Origin of the sequence: Williamsia sp. CHRR-6 (assembly GCF_018474015.1) — a bacterium.
GTDB lineage: Bacteria > Actinomycetota > Actinomycetes > Mycobacteriales > Mycobacteriaceae > Williamsia_A.
Genome location: NZ_JAHCSG010000002.1, coordinates 213,629 through 233,244 on the forward strand (window position 1 = coordinate 213,629; position 19,616 = coordinate 233,244).

Annotated in this window: 12 protein-coding genes; 10 read left to right on the forward strand and 2 right to left on the reverse strand. The window is 67.5% G+C overall.

Translation table 11 applies throughout. The annotated features are described in order from the left end of the window. Position 1: 1 nt before the first annotated feature. A complete protein-coding gene (locus KIK15_RS06940; RefSeq protein ID WP_214243465.1) occupies positions 2–1,273 on the forward strand; it encodes a triacylglycerol lipase in 1,272 nt (423 codons plus the stop codon). Positions 1,274–1,290: 17 nt separating this feature from the next. Here KIK15_RS06940 and KIK15_RS06945 read toward each other — a convergent pair whose 3' ends face one another. Further along, positions 1,291–2,655, reverse strand: coding sequence for a PE-PPE domain-containing protein (locus tag KIK15_RS06945; RefSeq protein WP_214243466.1), 1,365 nt, complete (start codon positions 2,653–2,655; stop codon positions 1,291–1,293). A 158-nt stretch (positions 2,656–2,813) separates the two neighbouring features. On the opposite strand from KIK15_RS06945, the gene KIK15_RS06950 reads away from it, so the two are divergent. Next, a complete protein-coding gene (locus KIK15_RS06950; RefSeq protein WP_250324282.1) occupies positions 2,814–3,971 on the forward strand; it encodes a serine hydrolase in 1,158 nt (385 codons plus the stop codon). Positions 3,972–4,016: 45 nt separating this feature from the next. On the opposite strand, the gene KIK15_RS06955 is transcribed toward KIK15_RS06950, so the two are convergent. Further along, on the reverse strand, positions 4,017–6,422 hold the full coding sequence (locus KIK15_RS06955; protein WP_214243467.1) for an amino acid permease: 2,406 nt from the start codon (positions 6,420–6,422) through the stop codon (positions 4,017–4,019). Positions 6,423–6,584: 162 nt separating this feature from the next. Between KIK15_RS06955 and lysX the strand changes: the two genes are divergently transcribed. The 8 genes from lysX (at position 6,585) to KIK15_RS06995 (ending at position 19,603) form a co-directional block, all read left to right on the forward strand. Beyond that, positions 6,585–9,998: a bifunctional lysylphosphatidylglycerol synthetase/lysine--tRNA ligase LysX gene (gene lysX / locus KIK15_RS06960; RefSeq protein ID WP_214243468.1), complete on the forward strand. Its 3,414-nt coding sequence runs from the start codon at positions 6,585–6,587 to the stop codon at positions 9,996–9,998. 172 nt (positions 9,999–10,170) lie between these two features. Next, entirely contained in the window at positions 10,171–11,535 is a 1,365-nt protein-coding gene (locus KIK15_RS06965; protein ID WP_214243469.1) for a DUF4878 domain-containing protein, read from the forward strand. Between the two features lie 174 nt (positions 11,536–11,709). Then, positions 11,710–13,011: a cyclopropane-fatty-acyl-phospholipid synthase family protein gene (locus KIK15_RS06970; RefSeq protein WP_214243470.1), complete on the forward strand. Its 1,302-nt coding sequence runs from the start codon at positions 11,710–11,712 to the stop codon at positions 13,009–13,011. Between the two features lies 1 nt (position 13,012). Next, the gene (locus KIK15_RS06975; protein ID WP_214243471.1) at positions 13,013–13,822 is read left to right on the forward strand and encodes a DUF1295 domain-containing protein; all 810 of its coding nucleotides are present in this window, start codon (positions 13,013–13,015) and stop codon (positions 13,820–13,822) included. A gap of 87 nt (positions 13,823–13,909) precedes the next feature. Further along, positions 13,910–15,655, forward strand: coding sequence for a metallophosphoesterase (locus tag KIK15_RS06980; protein WP_214243472.1), 1,746 nt, complete (start codon positions 13,910–13,912; stop codon positions 15,653–15,655). A gap of 118 nt (positions 15,656–15,773) precedes the next feature. Continuing rightward, positions 15,774–17,501: a metallophosphoesterase gene (locus KIK15_RS06985; protein ID WP_214243827.1), complete on the forward strand. Its 1,728-nt coding sequence runs from the start codon at positions 15,774–15,776 to the stop codon at positions 17,499–17,501. A gap of 309 nt (positions 17,502–17,810) precedes the next feature. Then, the gene (locus tag KIK15_RS06990; RefSeq protein WP_214243473.1) at positions 17,811–18,470 is read left to right on the forward strand and encodes an SDR family oxidoreductase; all 660 of its coding nucleotides are present in this window, start codon (positions 17,811–17,813) and stop codon (positions 18,468–18,470) included. Next, entirely contained in the window at positions 18,467–19,603 is a 1,137-nt protein-coding gene (locus KIK15_RS06995) for an MBL fold metallo-hydrolase (RefSeq protein ID WP_307851774.1), read from the forward strand. The genes KIK15_RS06990 and KIK15_RS06995 overlap by 4 nt, the downstream gene beginning before the upstream one ends. Positions 19,604–19,616: the final 13 nt, after the last annotated feature.

Here is a 19,616-nt window from a genome sequence, read left to right on the forward strand (position 1 = left end):
TGTGAATGACAGCGACGAGAACCGCACCTCTGCCGCCACCGATGATCAGCGGCGCGCCGAGGTGCGCGCACTGAGTCGACTGGCCTTCTCCGAGATCGCCGGTGCCACCGCGGGGGTGGCCGATGTGCACTCCGCCATCTCCTCGCGCGTGTTCGCCGGGCTGCGGATGGGGCTGGGCGATCTCGTTGCCCCGGCTCAGGTGATGCACGACGCGATCGCCGGCGGCACCTACGCCATCATCACCACGGTCTGCGAGACCGCCGCCGACATCGCGGGCGAGACCGCCGACGGATGGGGCCGGCCGCCGTCGCAGACCACCAAGGGTGCGATGACCATCGCTGCGGTCAACGGGCTCATCGGCGATCACCTCGACGAGAAGGACAGCCCGCTGGCCGCGCCGATGTCGGTGCGGGTGGCCGGGGTGGCCGTCGACCCCGATCGCGCGGCGCTGGCCGCAGCCTTCCCGCAGGCTTCGGGTCGACTGGTGGTGTTCTTGCATGGCCTGATGGAGACCGAGGCCGCGTGGACCCTCGGCGGCCGACCCACCTACGCCCAGCGGTTCGCCGACGATCTCGGCGCCACCGGCGTGGAGATCCGCTACAACACCGGACGGCACATCTCCCGCAACGGACATGATCTGGCGGTGCTGATGGACCGCCTGGTGGCCGAGTGGCCGGTGCCGGTCACCGAGATCGCCGTGATCGGCCACTCGATGGGCGGATTGGTGGCGCGCAGTGCGTGTCATCGTGGCTCGCTGGACGGGGCCGCGTGGGTGCAGCGGGTGCGCCAGGTGGTCAGCCTGGGCACCCCGCACCTGGGTGCGCCGTTGGCGCGGTCGGTCCACTACCTCAGTGCCGCACTGGATCTGCTGCCCGAGTTGCGACCGTTCGCCCGGTTGCTGCGTCGGCGCAGCGCTGGGGTGCGCGATCTCTTCCACGGTTCGCTGGTGGACGAGGACTGGAGCGGCCGTGACCTGGACTCACTGGAGGTGGCTGCGGTACGCGAGATCCCGCTGCTGGCCGGTGTGGATCACTGCTTCGTCTCGGCCACCGTCACCGTCGATCCGCGCCATCCGATCGGGCGGTTCATCGGCGATGGTCTGGTGCTGACCCCGAGCGCCTCGGGGCGTAACAAGCGGCGCCACATAGGTTTTCGTGATGAGGACGGTCTCGCGGTGTCGGCGGCGAACCATTTCACACTGCTCAACGACGACCGCGTCTACGCCTGGATCCTGGCTCGCCTGACCCCCACGGCGCTACTCGCCCACGGCTGATCCTCGGCTCGGTGGCCTCAGTCGGACCCAGGTGGGCTCGACACCTCGGTCGCGGTGGGTGCGCTGGATCCCGGCTCGATGGCCGCAGCGGCCGGGACCGACGTCGTCGGTTCTGACGTCGGGGCCGTCGGCACGGTACCGGCGGGCGCCGGGGTCGTCGACGGGTCGAGTGCGGGACCAGTGGGTTCGGGGCCAGTGGGATCGGTTGATCCAGAACCAGATTGGGCGGTCGGCGGCGCAGGGGCAGCTGGAGGTGCCACCTGTGTTGCGGCCGCAGGTGCTGTGGTCGGCGTCGCGGTCGACGCCGGACCTGTCACCGACCTCGGCGCGGTCGCCGCCGCCCAGACCGCCGCGCTGCGTGCGGACGCCTCGGCGAACATCGCGGCGATCTTGGCGGACGAGAGCGGGGACCCGATGCGCGCGGTGGTCGCGGTGCCCGGGCCGGCGGTGCGGTCATAGCCCACCTCGATCGCAGCACGCAGGATCGGGTCGAGGGCATCGAGCACCGCGGTGGGAAAACCGAAGAGGTAGAACGGCATCAGCAGCGGTAGTCGGTCGGCGCGCACGGTGAGGAAACGGGTGGTGCCGATCCTGACGTCGGTGATGAGGGTGCGCGGGTCGGTGATGTCGTAGCGGCGGTAGTCCGGGTGCAAGAACCCCATCCCCAGTATCGCGTTGGTCACGGCGAGCAGATTGGTCACGTCGACGGGGAAGTCGGCGATCCCGTCGTACTGCAACGCCACGTCGGTGGTCGGGTACGGGCTGGGTGGGGTGGCGCCGTCGAAGGTGATGCCGACCAGTGGCAGGTAGATGCCGGGCAGGCGAGCCATCACGCCGCCGTTGGGGCGGTTGGGATTTCCCAACACCAGGAACGAGAGATCCTCAGGCGAGCGCACCGGCTGCCCGGCTGCGGCGCCTGCGGCCAACGCGCGCACCGTCTTGGTCACCACGGCGGCGCTCGAGGAATACCCGACCACCAGGATGGTCGTGCCTGCTGCGGTTGTGGACAGTGCATCGATCAGGGTGAGTGACCCGATGCGCGTGGCGGCGTCGAACGGGGTCCACCCACCGATGTTGCCGCTGGTGAACGGGATGTCGGCGGGCCAGGTCAGCGGGGTGTAGCGATAGCCGGCGTAGGGGGTACCCGGTGCGGTCGAGAAGTATCCGCCGAGTAATCGGTCCATCGCGGTCCCGGTCGGATTGGTGTTGCCGCCCATCACGTAGACCGTGGCTGCGGGGCCGGTCGCGGAGTCGGCTGCGGTCAGTCTGACCTCCGGGCCAGACACCGGGCCTTCGGTCACGACCGTCGCCACCGACACGGCGACCGCGATGCTGAGCACGCGAAGGGCAGTGCTCGTCCCGGCTGCGCGCGCTGTGGACACGATTCTCATCGACTCGACCCTCCCCGCGTCTGCCCGATCGAGATCGGATGAATCCGAGTGCAACTATCGCATGAGAATCCGACAAAACGCTTAATAATCCCATATCGCCCAGTTAGTTGCAGATGGGCAATCGCGAATTCACGGTTAGGATGACCGGCATGGGGATTTCTGGGGGGATCCGGTGGCTGCTGCCTGCCGTGATGATCGTGACAACTGCGTTGGTGGCGGGATGTTCGTCCACGTCGCCGCGCTCGACACCTGAGCCGTCGGCCACGGCGACGCTCACCACCGCAGCGCTGCAACAAGCGCTCGACGCGCTGGTCGCGGCGGGCGCGCCGGCGGCGGTGGTCGAGGTGGTCAGTGGCGATCGCCGCTGGACGGGCTCGGCCGGGGTGCTCACCCGCGGCAACCCCGCCGTGGCGACCGGCGAGGCACCGTTTCGTATCTCCGGGATCACCAAGTCGATGGTGGCCGCGGTGATCCTGGACCTGGTCGCCGAGAAACGGCTCACACTCGACACCGACGTCAACACGGTGGTCCCGGGACTGCTTCCCCGGGCGGTCACCATCGAGCAGCTGCTGGAACAGACCAGTGGGCTGCCCAACTACACCGCCACGATGGCACCGCCCAACGTCGATTCCATCCTGGCCAACAGCGGGGTGGAACGCACCGACGCCGACCTGGTCGCCGCGGCGTTGACCCAGCCGTGGACCCAGAACCCGGGCTCCAGTTACGTCTACTCCGACACCAACTATGTGGTGCTCGGCGAGGTGATCCGCACGCTCGACGGCGGTGTGCTGGCTGATTCGTTGCAGCGACGCATCTTCGGGCCGGCCGGGATGACCGCCACCCGATACCCGGCCGACGCCGCGATGCCGCCAGGAGCGCTGCACGGGTATCTGGTCAACGGCACCGACTACAAGGACGCCACCTCGTTCACGCCCAGCTTCTTCGGTGGCGCCGGTGCGTTGGTGTCGACGGTGGCTGATGTCAACCGCTTCTACCGGGCGCTGTTCACCGGCAAGATCGTGCCGCCGGCCCTGGTGGCGCTCATGCAGGAGAAACCCGAGTCCGGGTACGGCCTCGGGGTGGTGGCCGCCCGGGACACCTGCGGCACCGGATCGAAACTGCTGTTCGGGCAACGGGGTAACGGCTACGGCTACCGCTCGGTGTCGTTCTCCTCACCGGACGGCAGCCGCCAGCTGACGCTGGCGTGGACAGCATCGGGTCCCGACCCCACCCGGGATCCGTTGGAGCAGCAGGCCACTGCGGCGATCAACGCCGCCATCACCTCCACCTGCCCAACCGGGGTCTGAACACAGTCGGGGTCTGAACACAGTCGGGGTGAATCGCGCTGAGGTTCAGTCGGTGTCGGCGGAATCGTCGGTGACCACCTCGACATCGGGATCGACCATGATCATCTCACCGCCTCTGGCCTGACGTGCCTTGCCCACCGCGCGGACCAGCTGTCCGGCGCGCAGTTGCGCGTTGCTCGCCGCTTTACGTGGGGTGAACCGAAGGGCCAGCGCACCACTGTCGTCGGCCACCTCGACCACCAGGATCGCAACGTCGTGGTAGGTGTCCTCGGAGATCTCGGTGACGCGCCCCTCGACGGAGCTGAGGTATCCCGACATCAGGCCGTCGATGGCCAGGACGGCCGGCGGGGTGCTGTCGGTGTCGAGGGAGTCTGGTGCCTCGGGGTTGACGATCCGGGACTGCAGCCGTTCGACCTTGCGCGCCAGGCGTTCTTCGGCCATGTCGGGGAATGCTTTTCGGATCTGCGCCTGCACGTCGAAGGGGACGATGGTGGCCGCCGCGTGCGGGATGGCGCTGACCGCGCGTGCGATCTTGTCGGCGGTGCGGTCGTGGAGCAGTCGACCCAGAAACGGTGCGTAGGTGCGTCGTGGCAACAGCACGGTCACGTGTGAGCGGGCTGTGGATTCGAGTGCCTCGACCACCAGCCGTTGCACGCCTCGAGTGATACGGCGATCGGGGCAGTCGACGATCTTCAGCGGCACCGTCAGCCCGAAGTGATCCCAGCGGTGTTGCAGCGTTCGGGCCTGGGCTTCGTCGGTCATCAGGTGGATGGCCACGAGACGGTCGGCGCGTAACCCGACGCCGTATCGCACCGCCTCCAATACGGCCAGATCCAGCGAGTTCACCAGGATGATGGCGTCGTGCTGGGCGTAGTTGACACGCTCGGGTCGGTTGGTGCGGAAGTTGTCCAGGATGGCGGCCTCGGCGCTGTACTCGCGGTTGAGGCGGATCAGCACGGTGACCAGGAGTGGGAACACGACCACCACCAACCACGCGCCCTCGGTGAACTTGGCGATGGCGAAGATGCCAACGACCACGGTCGACACGATGCCCGCGCTGAGGTTGATGACCAGTTTGCCCCGCCAGCGCGTTTCCCGATGTGTCAGATGGTGTTTGGTCATACCGTAGCCGGCCATGGCGAACCCGGTGAACACCCCGATCGCGTAGAACGGCACCAGCGCGTTGACCGAGCCCCCGGTGAACAACAGCAGCAGGATGGAGCTGACGGCGAGCACCATGATGCCGTTGGAGAACACCAACCGGTGTCCGCGTCTACTGAGTTGCCGTGGCAGAAAGCGGTCGGCGGCGACGAAGTTCGCCAGGGCAGGGAACCCGTTGAAGCTGGTGTTGGCGCCGGTGAAGAGGATGGCAGCGGTGGCGATCTGCAGGGCGTAGTACAGCAGATGCCCGATGATGCTGTCGCCGAACACTTTTTTGGCGATCTCACTCAGCAGCGACGGGTAGCCGTCGGTGTAGGGCAGGGCGTGGGTGCGATAGGCCAGCCAGGCCACACCGGTCAGCAGGATTCCCAGTACACACGCCATGATGGTCAACACCAGCCGCGCGTTGGGGCCCTCGGGTTTGCGGAACGTGCCGACGGTGTTGGAGATCGCTTCCACGCCGGTCAGCGACGAGCCGCCGTTGGCGAAGGCGCGCAGGATGATCAGCAGGCTTGCCCCCGCGATCAATCCGTCTCCCTGGTGCACCTCGACCGTCCCCGCCATCGAGCCGGGATCGAACATCGTGAGGTTGCCGAGGAGGTCGCGGATGACGCCCACGACGATAAGCGCCAACACCATGGCGGTGAAGAAGTAGGTGGGAATGGCGAACGGTCGCCCGGCTTCGCGCAAGCCGCGCAAGTTGACCCACGCCATGATCACGACCACGCCGATGGTGATCTCGAGGCTGTAGGGGCCCAGCGGTCGGATGGCCGACACCACCGCCACCGTGCCGGCCGAGGCCTGCACCGCGACGGTGACCACATAGTCGATGAGCAGTGCGGCCGCGGCGATCTGAGCCACCCGAGGCCCGAAGTTGTCGCGCGCCACCACATATGACCCGCCTGCGCGGGTGTAGGTCATCACCACCTGTCGATACGACGCGGCCACCAGGACCAGGATCACCAAGATGACCCCGGTGATGGGCAGCAGCAGCGAGAACGCGGCCAGGCCGGCGTAGGGGAGCAACTCCACCAGGATCAGCTCGGTGCCGTAGGCGGTCGAGGAGATGGCGTCGGGCGCCAGGACTCCCATGGCCACCGGATTGGACAGCCGCTCGTTCTTCAGCTGATCGCTGATCATCGGTTTGCCCAGGAAGAGTCGTTTGAACGCGTACCCCAGCGTCTCGGGGACGTTGCGCTCGAGCTCGATCTCGGCTCGCCGTTCGCTCGGCGTTCCGGTGGCGTCAGACGACTTCGGGGACACACCGACCTCCTGATGACGGGCCGGCATGACGGTCGACCTCACGAATGCGCGGCTGCGCGGGTACCAAGCCTAGGGTGCCGCGCCGGGTCGGGCATCCGGGAGCGCTGCCCGACCCGGCGCGCGGGGACCGGTCGCGGCGTGGACCGAGCACCCCGAATGCAGCTGTCTGTGCTGTTAGTGTCGTTTTTCATGTCCGCAGCCACCTCTGTCGACGACCGGCGATCCACACCGTCGCCGCACCGCAGCACGCCACACCGTGGGAGCCCACGGCCGCGCCGGTGGTGGCGCAACGACGCGGTGGCCGAGCAGATCGCCACGTGGGCCGGACGCCTGCTCTACATCTCGGCGATTGTCTCGCTGCTGGCCATCCCGTTCCGGCATCTGCAGTTCACCGACCACGTGCTGGACCTGATCTCTCTGTTCAACATCCCGGCCGACCCCAGCATCTTCATCGTGTTGCTGGTGTTCGCGTTCGGTGGGGCGGTGCGTCGGCGGTTCCGTGCCGCGCATTCGGCGTTGCTGGTGGTCATGGGCATCTCTGTCGTCGACGACGTGCTGCTGCTGATCAGCAGCTACACCAGTCCGGACGGGAAGTTGCACGGTCGCAACGGGATATCGCTCACCGCGGCCATGTTGTGGTTCGCTCTCGCCGTCGGCGTGGTGACCCTGCTGGTGTTCGCCTACTCGCGCCGCGCGTTCGTGGCGCACCTCGCCCCGCGATCGGTACGGGTGGCGTTGGTGGTGCTGTTGGGCGGGCTGGGCATCTCCTTCGCGGTGACGTTGGCTCTGACCATCCTGTTCCCGCACCGTCTGCAAGGCTGGGATGAGGAGCTGGAGTGGGCCCTGCGTTCCACCCTCGGTGACCAGGCGCAGGTCGGGGATGCGTTGCTGGAGAACCACTCCGGGCACCATCTGATCTATGTTCTGGCCGGGTGGATGTCGGCCCTGGCCCTGCTGCTGGCCATCCTGGCGCTGTATCGGGCCAACCGGGACAACGACTTCGTCGACGCCGATGAGGAACTGGCCGTACGCGAACTGCTGTTGCGCTACGGCGAGGACGACTCACTGGGCTACTTCGCCACGCGCCGGGACAAGTCGGTGGTGTTCTCCCCGGATGGCAAGGCCGCAGTCACCTTTCGGGTGGTGGGCAGCGTGAGTGTGGCCTCGGCCGACCCCATCGGGGCGGTGCAGTCGTGGCCGGCCGCGGTCCAGGCGTGGATGCGCAACTGCCGCGACCACAGTCTGCTGGGTGCGGTTCTCGCGGCAAGCGAGGCCGGGGCCAAGGTGTACCGGGCGGCCGGTCTGCGGGTGTTGGCCATCGGCGACGAGGCGATCATCGACGTCGACGACTTCACCCTGCGGGGCGCGGCGATGAAACCCGTTCGCCAGGCGGTCAATCGGGTGACCGCGGCCGGCTACACCACGGTGATCCGCCGCCACGGTGAGCTGTCACCGGAGGAACTCGACGAGATCGAACGGCTGGCCGATGCCTGGCGTGGTGAGGAGGTAGAACGCGGGTTCTCCATGGCGCTCAACCGCGTCGGCGACCCGTCGGACGGGCGGTGCCTGCTGATCACCGCCCTCGATGCCCACGGGACCATCAGAGCCTTCCTCTCCTTCGTGCCGTGGGGTGTGCGGGGGGTGTCGTTGGACCTGATGCGTCGGGACCGCAGCGCGGAGAACGGGGTGAACGAATACCTGGTGGCGCGCCTGATCGAGGCCGCACCCGATCTGGGGATCCGCCGGGTGTCGTTGAATTTCGCGGTGTTCCGGTCGGTGTTCTCCGGCGCCGAACGTGAGGGTGCGGGCCCGATGACCCGGCTGCTCGACGCCGTGCTGGGATTCGCGTCTCGCTTCTACCAGTTGGAGTCGCTGTACCGGTCCAACCAGAAGTATCGCCCCGAGTGGGTGCCCCGGGTGATGTGCTACCACCCGTCGTTGACGGTGATGCGGGCGGCTGTGGCTCTTGGTGTGGCCGAGGGGTTTCTGCCGCATCTGGGCCCGAAGTTTTTGGTGGGCAACAAGACTCCCGACGAGCAGCCTCGGCGCACCGACCCCGACTTCCTCGCCGCCGCAGCCACCCTGGAACGCGATCTGTTGCTCGCGCGGGTCCCACCGCCGCGACTCAACGACCAACAGCGGATGCGCCGACGCAAGCTGGCCGCGATCTCCGAGTCGGGGGTGCAGGCCTACCCGGTTGCCGTCGCGCGAACGCACCGGGTGGCCGACGTGCTCGCCGAGCAGCGAGGCGTCGCCGCCGGGTCGAGAACTGGAGTGCAGGTGTCCATCTCGGGTCGTGTGCGGGTCCTGCGCGATCTCGGGGGCGTGTGGTTTGCGGTGATCGAGGACGCCGGCGCCCGGATCCAGGTGCTCAGCGAGTCGGCGATCGCCCGGCCCGGCGAACACGAACGACTGCGTCGCAGCGTCGATCTGGGCGATCTCATCAGCGTCACCGGCGAGGTGGTCGGGTCGCGCAGCGGTGAGCTGTCGGTGGCCGTGGCGTCGTGGGCGATGGCAGGCAAATGCCTGAATCCGTTGCCGCCCTTGAGCGCCGAGATCGGTGACGACGTCCGGGTACGGGACCGGCCGCTGGACCTGATCACCAACCCCGCCGCGGTCGAACTGTTGGAACGTCGCTCGCGGGGTGTGCGGGCACTGCGGGACACGTTGTTCGCGCACGACTTCCTCGAGGTGGAGACCCCGATGCTGCAGACCGTGCACGGCGGAGCCGCGGCACGACCGTTCAAGACCCACATCAATGCCTACGACCAGGAGCTGTTCCTGCGCATCGCCCCCGAGCTCTACCTCAAACGGCTGTGCGTGAGTGGGATGGGGGCGATCTTCGAGATCAACCGCAACTTCCGCAACGAGGGCGCCGACGCCACCCACAACCCCGAGTTCACCGCATTGGAGGCCTACCAGGCCTACGGCGACTACAACTCGATGCGGGTGCTGACCCGCGAGTTGATCCTCGCGATGGCGGTCGCGATCAACGGCGAGCCGGTGGCCTGGCAGCCCGATGAATCCGGACAGCGCACCGCCGTACGCCTTGACGGTGACTGGCCGATCGTCACCGTGCACGCCGCGGTGTCGCGGGCCACCGGTACCACCATCACCGCAGGCACGCCCGCCGCCCAGGTGGCAGGCGTCGCTCGCGCCCACGGTGTGGAGGTGGCGGCGGGGATGTCGGCGGGCAAGCTGGTGATGGAACTCTATGAGGCGTTGGTGGAGAAGCAGACTCGCTTCCCCACCTTCTACTGCGACTTCCCGGTGGAGGTCTCGCCGTTGGCACGGCGCCATCGTGACGACCCCCGGCTGACCGAACAGTGGGACCTCGTCGGCTTCGGGGCCGAACTGGGCACCGCCTATTCGGAGCTGACCGATCCCGTCGACCAACGTGATCGGTTGACCGCCCAGTCGATGCAGGCCGCAGGCGGCGACCCCGAGGCGATGAGCCTGGACGAGGACTTCCTGCACGCCCTGGGCTACGCGATGCCACCGACGGGCGGTCTGGGCCTGGGGGTGGACCGGCTGGTGATGATGCTGGCCGGGGTGTCCATCCGACCGACCTTGAGTTTCCCGTTCGTCCGACCGCAGCAGTGAGGCTGGTTCTGGGCGTGCTCGGTACTGTCTGCACCAAGTCTGCTGTGATGTACGCCTGGACGGGAACATTTCCGGTCGGTGCGACTCTCATCTGTGGACCCACCGACCGGCGCCGACCTCCCGCACCATCCCCACCGTTTGCACAACGGGCGTACCGACGAGGAAGCAACAGATGACGAACCAGGGACCGTTTCCCCCTCAACCTCCGGCCGGCGGGTACGGCGGCTACACCCCGGGGCCGGTGCCCTCAGAGGAGCCCGCCGCAGCTCCCCCCTACCCGGCGCCCGGCGGTGGCTACCCGGCCCCGACCAACCCGTACACGGCGCCCAACACCTGGGGTGCGACACCTGATCAGCAGCCGGCCTACGGGAGCCAGCAGTATCCCGACTCCGCAGCGTCGTCGGGCCCCTACTACTCGGCACCGCAGTCGCCCGCGCCACCTGCACCCGCGGAATGGTCTGCGGTTGCACCGCCACCCGGGGGACAGGTGCCTCCCGGCTCGGTACCGCTGCCGCCGGGGTTCCCCACCTTCGGCGCCCCCGTGGGCAGCCCTCCGGCTCCGCCGTCGAACAAGTCGAACAACAAGCCGCTGATCATCGGTGGTGTGGCCGTCGCGGTGGTGGCTGTGCTCGCCATCGTCGGTGGTGTCGTGCTGTTCAGCGGTGGCGGCGGACGGGACGGGGGCGGTGGGTCGGCGAAGGCGGCCACGACGGCCTACCTCAAGGCGATCTCCGATGGGGACGCGAAAACGGCACTGAAGTATGTCGAGCCGCCGGCCTCGCAGCTGCTGCTGACCGATGCCGTGCTCAAGAAGCAGCGCCAAGAGGCCCCGATCTCGAACGCGACGGTGCTCACGAGCTCCGAGTACGGCAACACGGGGACGGCCAAGGTGTCCTATCGGATGGGCGACCGCGATGTGCAGGGACAACTGCTGTTGAAGAAGGTCGATGGGACCTGGCAGATCGACCGAGGCGCAATCGACATCGATCTCGGACGTGTCGACGTGCCGTCGTTGACCGCTTTCGGCGTCGACGTGTCGAAGCAGTCGACGATCTCGGTGTTCCCCGGTCCGATCGACTGGGGTTCAGGAAATCCCAACTACGCCGTGGACACCTCGACATTTGAGTACCCGATCAAGCCCGGCGATTTCGCATCGGCATACAGCCTCGACCCCAAGCTCAGCGAGACCGGTGGTGCAGCGGTGTTGGGTGCGGTGCAGGCCTACCTGAACAACTGTGCGACCAGCAAGCAGACCGACGCCGCCAAGGACAAGCCAGGCTGTGGCCAACAGGTGTTCGCCTACGACGCAGTCGATGGCACCGTGGCCTGGACGGCGCCACCGGTGACGCTGGAATCGCTGAAGCCGCGCTTTGACGTCACCGAGGAAGGCAAGATTCGCATCTTCACCAACGTGACCTGGTCGGCCACCTTCCGCAAGAGAGACAACTCCACCTCCACCACGCAAGATCCTGACCTGCTCGTCGGAAACATCGACCTGTCGGCCGATCCGGTGGTGTTCACTCCCGACCAACCGTGAGCCGTGCGTCGACTGGGCGGAAACCGGCGTCGACTGGGCGCTAAACCAACTGTGCGTGGCTGTGGGACAGTGATCGCAGTCACAGTCTTCCAGGACGCGGATCCACCGAGGGGTCGCTGACGAACCACCTGCGGCCGACCGTCAGCCGAATCCATGAGTCGAGGAGAAGTACCGATGACCCAGACGACCTCTGCACCCACCCGGACCGGGGCCGCGAGTACGGTAGCCGAGCTCCTGGCGCCGTATGTCGGTGGTGAGATCCCGGTGCACCTCACGGCCTGGGACGGCAGCACCGCCGGGCCGGCCGACGCGCCGCGCGTCACCCTGCGCAGCCCTGACGCACTCCGCCGATTGCTGTGGAGCCCAGGCGAACTGGGAGCCGCGCAGGCCTACGTGACCGGCGAGATCGAGGTGGACGGCGACCTGAACGAGGCGCTGACCCACGTGTGGCGGGTGATCGGTGAGCGCAACCTGGAGCGCATTAAGATCACGCCGGCGCGGGTGGCCCATCTGGTGCGTACCGTGGCCAAGCTCGGAGCCATCGGTCGTCCGCTGCCCGCCCCGGCGAGCCAGGCGGTGGTCAAGGGCAAGTTGCACACCCTGGCGCGTGATCGGGCCGCCATCAGTCACCACTACGACCTGTCCAACGACTTCTACGCGCTGGTCCTCGACCCGAACATGGCCTACTCCAGCGCCTACTGGACCTCCGACGCCCCGGACTACACCCTGGAGCACGCTCAGCGCGACAAGCTGGATCTGGTGTGCCGCAAGATCGGACTCGACGCACGTCCGGGGATGCGGTTCCTCGACGTGGGCTGCGGGTGGGGCTCGCTGAGCCTGTTCGCCGCGGCCGAGTACGGCGCGCAGGTCACCGGCGTCACCATCTCGAAGGAGCAGAAGGCGTTCATCGACGCCCGCATCGCCGAACGTGGACTCGGCGACCGTGTGGAGATCCGGATCCAGGACTACCGGCAGATCCCCGACGGCCCCTTCGATGCCGTCGCCTCCATCGAGATGGGCGAACACGTCGGTCAGGAGAACTACCCCACTTACACGAAAGCACTGCACGACAACGTGATCGAGGGGGGAAGGGTGCTGATCCAGCAGATGTCGCGCAAACACGGCGACAACCCCGGTGGTGGCCCGTTCATCGAGCAGTTCATCGCCCCCGACATGTTCATGCGCCCGGTGGGCGAGACTGTGGCGATGATCGAGCAGTCCGGTCTGGAGGTACGCGACGTGCACGCGCTGCGTGAGCACTATGTCCGCACCGTCGACGCCTGGTACGAGACGTTCGAGAGCCGATGGGACGACGTGGTCTCGATGGTGGGGGAGGAGACGGCGCGGGTGTGGCGGCTGTATCTCGTCGGTGGCGGGATGGCGTTTCGGGACGGGCGCATGGGTGTCGATCAGATCTTGTCGGTGCGCCCCGACGGCCGCGGCCGCTCATCCATGCCGCCGGTGCGGGACTTCTGAGATGAACTCTGGCGCAATCGACTTCGACTGGGCTCGATTCGGCGTGGTGGTCGGGGCCAGCCTGGCCGCCACGCTGGTGTTTCTGGGGATCACCGCAGTCATCGGATTCCGCATCGGCCGCCACAACGTGGTCGACGTGACCTGGGGGTCGGGGTTCGTGGTGATCGCCGCGGTGTCGGCGGCGGTCGGCAACGGTGACCTGTGGCGCCGACTGCTGGTGTTCGCGCTCGTCGCGGTCTGGGGGCTGCGGCTCTCGGGATCGCTGTTACGACGTACCTGGGGCAAGGGTGAGGACCCCCGCTACACCGCGTTGCTGGACAAGGCGCCCGGTAATCGGACGTGGGCGGCGATAACCAAGATCTACCTGACACAGGCGCCGGCGCTGTGGTTTGTGTCGCTGCCGGTGCAGGTGTCGGCCGCAGCGCACGGCGAGCTGTGGGTGTTCGCGGTGATCGGCAGCATCGTCTGGGCAGTGGGGCTCACCTTCGAGGCGGTCGGGGACTGGCAGATGGACCGGTACAAGGCCGATCCACACCGCCCGCCGGTGATGGATCGTGGCCTGTGGCGATACACGCGTCACCCGAACTACTTCGGCGACGCCTGCGTGTGGTGGGGGATCTTCCTGGTCTGTCTCACCTTCTGGCCGACGGTGGCCACCATCGCCTCACCGATCGCCATGACCTACTTCCTGGTCTTCGCCACCGGTGCGCGGCTGCTGGAAAAGCACATGGCAACCCGACCGGGATACCCCGAGTACCAGCAGCGCACCAGCTACTTCATCCCGTGGCCGCCGAAGAAGGCGGTTGCCTGAAAAGGCATTGTCGGCAGGCCATTGTTGGGGTGCTGGACACTCGGTGGTCAACTTCCCGTTTCCGTGGCGTTCACCTACACGCGTTGCATGTCACGCATGGTTCTCAACCCCGACGGGCTCACCCCCAACGCAGGCATCCCGGTGTCGCACGCCGAGCAGATGACCGCAGCCGAGCAACATGACTGGCACCGTGGCCACCTGCGGGCGCGACCGGTGTCGCGCCGCAACTTCCTGGCCGGAAGTGCGGCTGCGGCCGCCGCCGCCGGGGTGGGCAACGCGGCCTGGACGGGCATCGCCTACGCCGCCGACGCCCCGCTGGCGATCGGGGGACGACACCTGTCCTACGGCAACGACCCCGCCACCCAGCTCACCTTCTCCGCGCAGCTGTCGCGAAACCCGGGTGCGGCAAAGGTTTTCCTCGACTACGGGCCGACTCCGCTGCTGGGGGCCACCGCGGCGGTGGAGGTCCGCAACCTGATCAGCCAGGTGCCGCGCTCTGACGGCGGTGTGTTGGCCGCCGAACAGTTCTACGTGCATGCGAAGGTGAGTGGCCTGACCCCACACACCTCCTACCACTACCGGTGGCGTGTCGCGGACGGCGCCAACCCGACCCAAGCCACCACCCCGCTGGCCACTGCCCAGACCGCCTTTCCCCGTGGACGTTTCGGCTCGTTCCGGTTCACCATGATGGCCGATCAGGGGATCGACGACACGCCCACCCAGCCGCCGGGTCTCAAGCCGGGGGAGTACGACAACCAGACCACCGACCCCGACGACCTGCCCGGCATCCCGCACGCGAAGAACGTGGTGCGCCAGATCGCGTTGTCCCAGCCCGATTTCCACATCCTCGGTGGCGACATCTCCTATGCCGACATCGCCGGTCGCGGGACCCCGTTGGTCTTCACCCCCAGCGGCGGGTCCACCCCGTCGGGATCCGGGCGCTACAACCCCTACATGTGGGACGGCTACTTCGCCGAGATCGAACCGTCGGCAGCCACCACGCCGTGGTTCTTCGCCAGCGGCAACCACGACATCGAAAGCCTGTACAGCCCCAACGGATATGGGGCACACGAGATCCGGTTGGCCCAACCCACCAACGGTCCGGCCAAGTGCCCGCTGACCTACTCGGTGGTCTACGGCAACCTTGCGGTGCTCTCCCTCGACGCCAACGACGTGTCCAACGAGGTCAAGGCGCTCAAAGGCTACAGCGGTGGAACCCAGCAGTCGTGGTTGGCCACCACGTTGGCCGCGCTGCGCGCCGACCCCGACATCGACTTCATCGTGGCGTTTTACCACGAGTGCGCCTACTCCACGACCAAGGATCACGCCAGCGACGACGGCGTGCGCAGCGCCTGGACGCCGCTGTTCGACCAGTACCACGTCGACGCGGTGTTCCAGGGCCACAACCATGTCTTCGAACGGTCCGACCCGATCCGAAACGGCAAGCCGCGCAAGGCCGCTCCCGACCGCTCGACGGTGTCGAGCAAGACCGACGGCACCGTGTACTACACCGTCGGCGGTGGCGGAAACTCCCGCTACGCGTTCCCCGATGGGGTCAAGGAGAGCTACCGCGGTAACGCCCTGAGTGACACCTCGGTACCCAACAGCTACGTCTGGGCCGCCGATGGTTCCAAGACCCCTGAAACAGTCGAGTGGTCGCGGGTGCGGTTTCGCTCGTATTCGTTCGTGCGCGTGGACGTCACGCCCGGCATCCCCGGCGTGATCCCCAGCCGGATGACCGTGGTCGGTGTGGACGAATACGGAAAAGAGTTCGACGAGTTGACCTTCGAGCGTCGGGTGCCGCTCCTGGGAGGCATCGACTTCGGGTCATGAGCGCGGCCAGAGTAAAAACTACTTTGCCGATACAACTAGTCTTCGCCGGTTGTTCATCTGTCGGCCATCCGCCGGGCACCAGCCCGGCCCGCAGATGCCGTGAGGTGAATGCATGACCGTGAATGAATCTCGCGCCAACCCGGCCGGCGAAACCGTTGACACCGGGATCCCGCGTTCTGTGGCCGCCTCGATGACCACCGCCGAGCAGTACGACTGGCATCAGTCGAACCTGCGCAAGCATGCGGTCACCCGGCGCAACTTCCTCTACGGCAGCGCCGCGGTGGCCGCCGCGGCGGGCATGGGCAACCTGGCTTGGTCGGGTATCGCCTACGCCGCCGACGCCCCGATCGCGGTCGGCGGCCGCCACGTCGCCTTCGGCAACGACGCGTCCACCCAGCTGCGGTTCTCCGCGCAGCTGTCCCGAAACCCCGGCGCCACCAAAGTGTTCCTCGACCACGGTCCCACCCCGGCGTTGGGCGCCACCACCGTGGCCGAGGTGCGCAACCTGGTCTCGCAGGTGCCCATCAGCACCGGCGGCATCCTCGGTGCCGAGCAGTTCTACGTGCACGCCGCGGTCAACGGTCTGCCGCCGGCGTTGCCGCACTACTACCGCTGGCGGGTCGAAGGGGGCGCGAGCACCGATGTGCGCAGCACCGCGCCCGCCCTGCCGCGCGGACGTACCGCAGGGTTCCGATTCACCATGATGGGCGATCAGGGAGTGGACGAAACCCCCACGCAGCCCGCAGGTCTCAAGGCCGGCGACTACGACAACCTGTACTACAAGCCCGACAACGACCCGACGGTCAAACACACACAGAACGTCGTCAACGCGATTGCCGCGCGTAAGCCCGCCTTCCACATCCTGGCCGGCGACATCGCCTACGCCGACCCCTCCGGCGGTGGCAAGCCCAACCAATTCGTGCCCAGCGGCAGCGCGCCCAGCGGCTTTGACAAGTACAACCCGTTCGTGTGGGACGGCTACCTCTCGGCGATCGAGAAGAGTGCGTCGGTCGCGCCGTGGATGTTCGCCACCGGCAACCACGACATGGAGGCCATCTACAGCCCCAACGGCTATGGCGGGCATGCCAAACGACTCGATCTGCCCAGCAACGGCCCGGCGGGCTGTCCGTCGGTGTACTCGATCGTCTACGGCAACGTGGCGGTGCTCTCCCTCGACGCCAACGATGTCTCCTACGAGATCACCGCCAACACCGGCTACAGCGGTGGCAAGCAGAACTCGTGGGTGCAGACCACGTTGGCGCAGTACCGCGCCGACCCGAACATCGACTTCATCGTCGCGTTCTTCCACCACTGTGCGTACTCCACCACCGACTCCCACGCCAGTGACGGCGGTGTGCGCGCGGCGTGGACCAAGCTGTTCGACCAGTACCAGGTGGACGCGGTGTTCCAGGCGCACAACCACATCTTCGAACGCACCGATCCCATCCGGAACAACCAGCCGCGCAAGCCTGCTCCCGACGGCGCGACGGTGTCGAGCAAGACCGACGGCACCGTGTACTACACCGTCGGTGGCGGCGGTCGGCCCCGCTACGGCTTCCAGCCCGGCGAGTCCGAGAGCTACCGCGGCAACGTGGCCAACGACACCTCCGTCAACAGCTATGTGTGGACCCCCGACGGCAAGAAGCAGACCGAGGCCATCGAATGGTCGCGGGTGCGATTCCGCAACTACTCGTTCGTCAGCATCGACGTGACCCCGGGCATCCCAGGGCTCACCCAGAGCACGATGGTCATCTCGGCCATCGACGAGTACGGCAAGGAATTCGACAAGCTGACCTTCACCCGCGCCATCCCGCTGACCGGGCTGTTCAACTTCGGATCCTCCTAGGCGGGTATCCGTTTCGACCCCGCGCGAGCGCGGCGTAGGCGCGAATTGTGCGGGTCGACGGCCGGGTTCACGGTCTATCGGCAGCGTGACGCCCCACAGCGCGCCGGAGACGCTGTCAGACAGGGGTGTTCATCTGCGCGCCTCTTGTCGATGGGTGACCCGTCGCAGATCCGGGGCCGTGGTCGCGCGAGCGGAACGGTACGGGTCGCGGGCAATTGCTACGGTTGACAGTGCGCGTCGTCACGTCCCGGCGCAGCTGACGCCGATCGTCGGCCACCCGCGTGGCCCACGGAGATGGAGATTCCGCGCATGTCACGCTTCGCCATCATCGGCGGCCACGGCAAGATCGCACTGGAGACGACGCGGCTGCTCACCACGGCTGGTCACCAGGTGACCTCGCTGATCCGCAACCCTGATCACGGCGACGACGTGTCCGCGGTGGGCGGCACGCCGGTGATCGCTGACATCGAACACTGCTCGAGCAGTGCGATTGCCGACATCATCACCGGCCACGACGCCGTGGTGTTCTCCGCCGGTGCCGGCGGCGGCAACCCCGAGCGCACCTTCGCGGTGGATCGCGAGGCCGCCATGCGATCGATCGACGCCGCATCGGCGGCCTCGGTAGATCGATTCGTGATGGTGTCCTACTTCGGTTCTTCGGTGGATCACCGTGTGCCACAAGACAACTCGTTTTACGCCTACGCCGAGGCCAAGGCCCACGCCGACCAATACCTGCGGGCGTCGGATCTGGCGTGGACAATCGTGGCGCCGAGCACGCTGTCCGACGATCCTGCGACCGGGCGAATCCGCACCCGCCAGGACGGGGCGCAGCGTGGCGTCACCGTTGCTCGAGCCGACGTGGCTGCGGTCATCGTCGCGGTGCTCGCCGAGGGTTCCACCGTCGGCCGGATGATCGAGTTCACCGGCGGCGACACCCCGATCGCGGACAGCGTGGCGAGGGCATCGTGATCCGGTCGGCACTGGGATCTGCTGCGGTCGGCGCCGTGGGCGCGGTCACCTCGTCGCTGGCTGCGGCCGGGCTGGCCACCGGTCGGGCGTTCGGGGCGTCGGCGCAAGCCATCGAACCGCACGTCGCCCACTCGGTGCACCGCGTGGACGGTGCGTTCGCCAACCGTGAACCGGCGACCCCGGTGGACCCGTCGCGCGGTGACGCCGGGGCGATGATCTCCCAACGGCGACGCGGACGTCCGGCCGGGCCGGTGCCCGTGTTCGGCCTGCAGCGCATCGACGAACCCGGGGAGTTGGCGGTGACCTGGCTCGGGCACGCCACCGCGCTGATCGAGATCGATGGCAGGCGTGTGCTCACCGACCCGGTGCTGAGCCGTCGGTGCTCGCCCTCGCAGGACATCGGGCCGTCGCGGCTGCACGGTGCGCCGTGCACCGTCGCCCAACTGCCGCCGCTGGATGTGGTGCTGATCAGTCACGACCACTACGACCACCTCGACATGCAGACCGTCGTCGAGATCGCCCGAGGCCAGCCGCAGGTTCGGTTCGTGGTCCCGATCGGGGTGGGAGCTCATCTGCAGTACTGGGGTGTCGCGGCCGATCGGATCACCGACGCCGACTGGGGCCAGCAAGTCACGGTGGCCGACCTGGAGTTCGATTGTGTTCCAGCGCGCCACTTCTCGGGTCGGGGATTGGTTCGCAACCTCACCCAGTACGCCAGCTGGGGGATCCGGGGTGCTACCCGCAGCGCGTTTTTCACCGGTGACACCGGCTTCACCGAGGGTTACGCCGAGGCCGCGGCCCGCGGCGCCTACGAGCTGACGTTGGTCCCCATCGGTGCCTACGGCGACCTGTGGCCCGACATCCACGTCAACCCCGAGGAGGCGGTGGCGTTGCACCGACTGCTCGCCGGTGACTCGGTGGCCGACTCGCTGCTGGTACCCATCCACTGGGCCACCTTCAACCTGGCCCTACATCCCTGGGACGAACCGATTCGGCGGACGCTGGCCGCCGCCGAACGCTCGGGCGTGGCCACCGCGACCCCGGCACCCGGCACCCGGATCGATGTGGTGGCACGCACCGGTCGCGGAATCGAGCACGCGAACTGGTGGCATCGGGTGGGCAGTCGGCGCTGATCGGGTGAGATCC

Coding starts and splice junctions, on each gene's coding strand:
- KIK15_RS06970 (WP_214243470.1), top strand. CDS start 11,710: ATGACCCAGACGACCTCTGCACCCACCCGGACCGGGGCCGCGAGTACG.
- KIK15_RS06975 (WP_214243471.1), top strand. CDS start 13,013: ATGAACTCTGGCGCAATCGACTTCGACTGGGCTCGATTCGGCGTGGTG.
- KIK15_RS06990 (WP_214243473.1), top strand. CDS start 17,811: ATGTCACGCTTCGCCATCATCGGCGGCCACGGCAAGATCGCACTGGAG.
- KIK15_RS06965 (WP_214243469.1), top strand. CDS start 10,171: ATGACGAACCAGGGACCGTTTCCCCCTCAACCTCCGGCCGGCGGGTAC.
- KIK15_RS06980 (WP_214243472.1), top strand. CDS start 13,910: ATGTCACGCATGGTTCTCAACCCCGACGGGCTCACCCCCAACGCAGGC.
- KIK15_RS06955 (WP_214243467.1), bottom strand. CDS start 6,422: ATGCCGGCCCGTCATCAGGAGGTCGGTGTGTCCCCGAAGTCGTCTGAC.
- KIK15_RS06950 (WP_250324282.1), top strand. CDS start 2,814: ATGGGGATTTCTGGGGGGATCCGGTGGCTGCTGCCTGCCGTGATGATC.
- lysX (WP_214243468.1), top strand. CDS start 6,585: ATGTCCGCAGCCACCTCTGTCGACGACCGGCGATCCACACCGTCGCCG.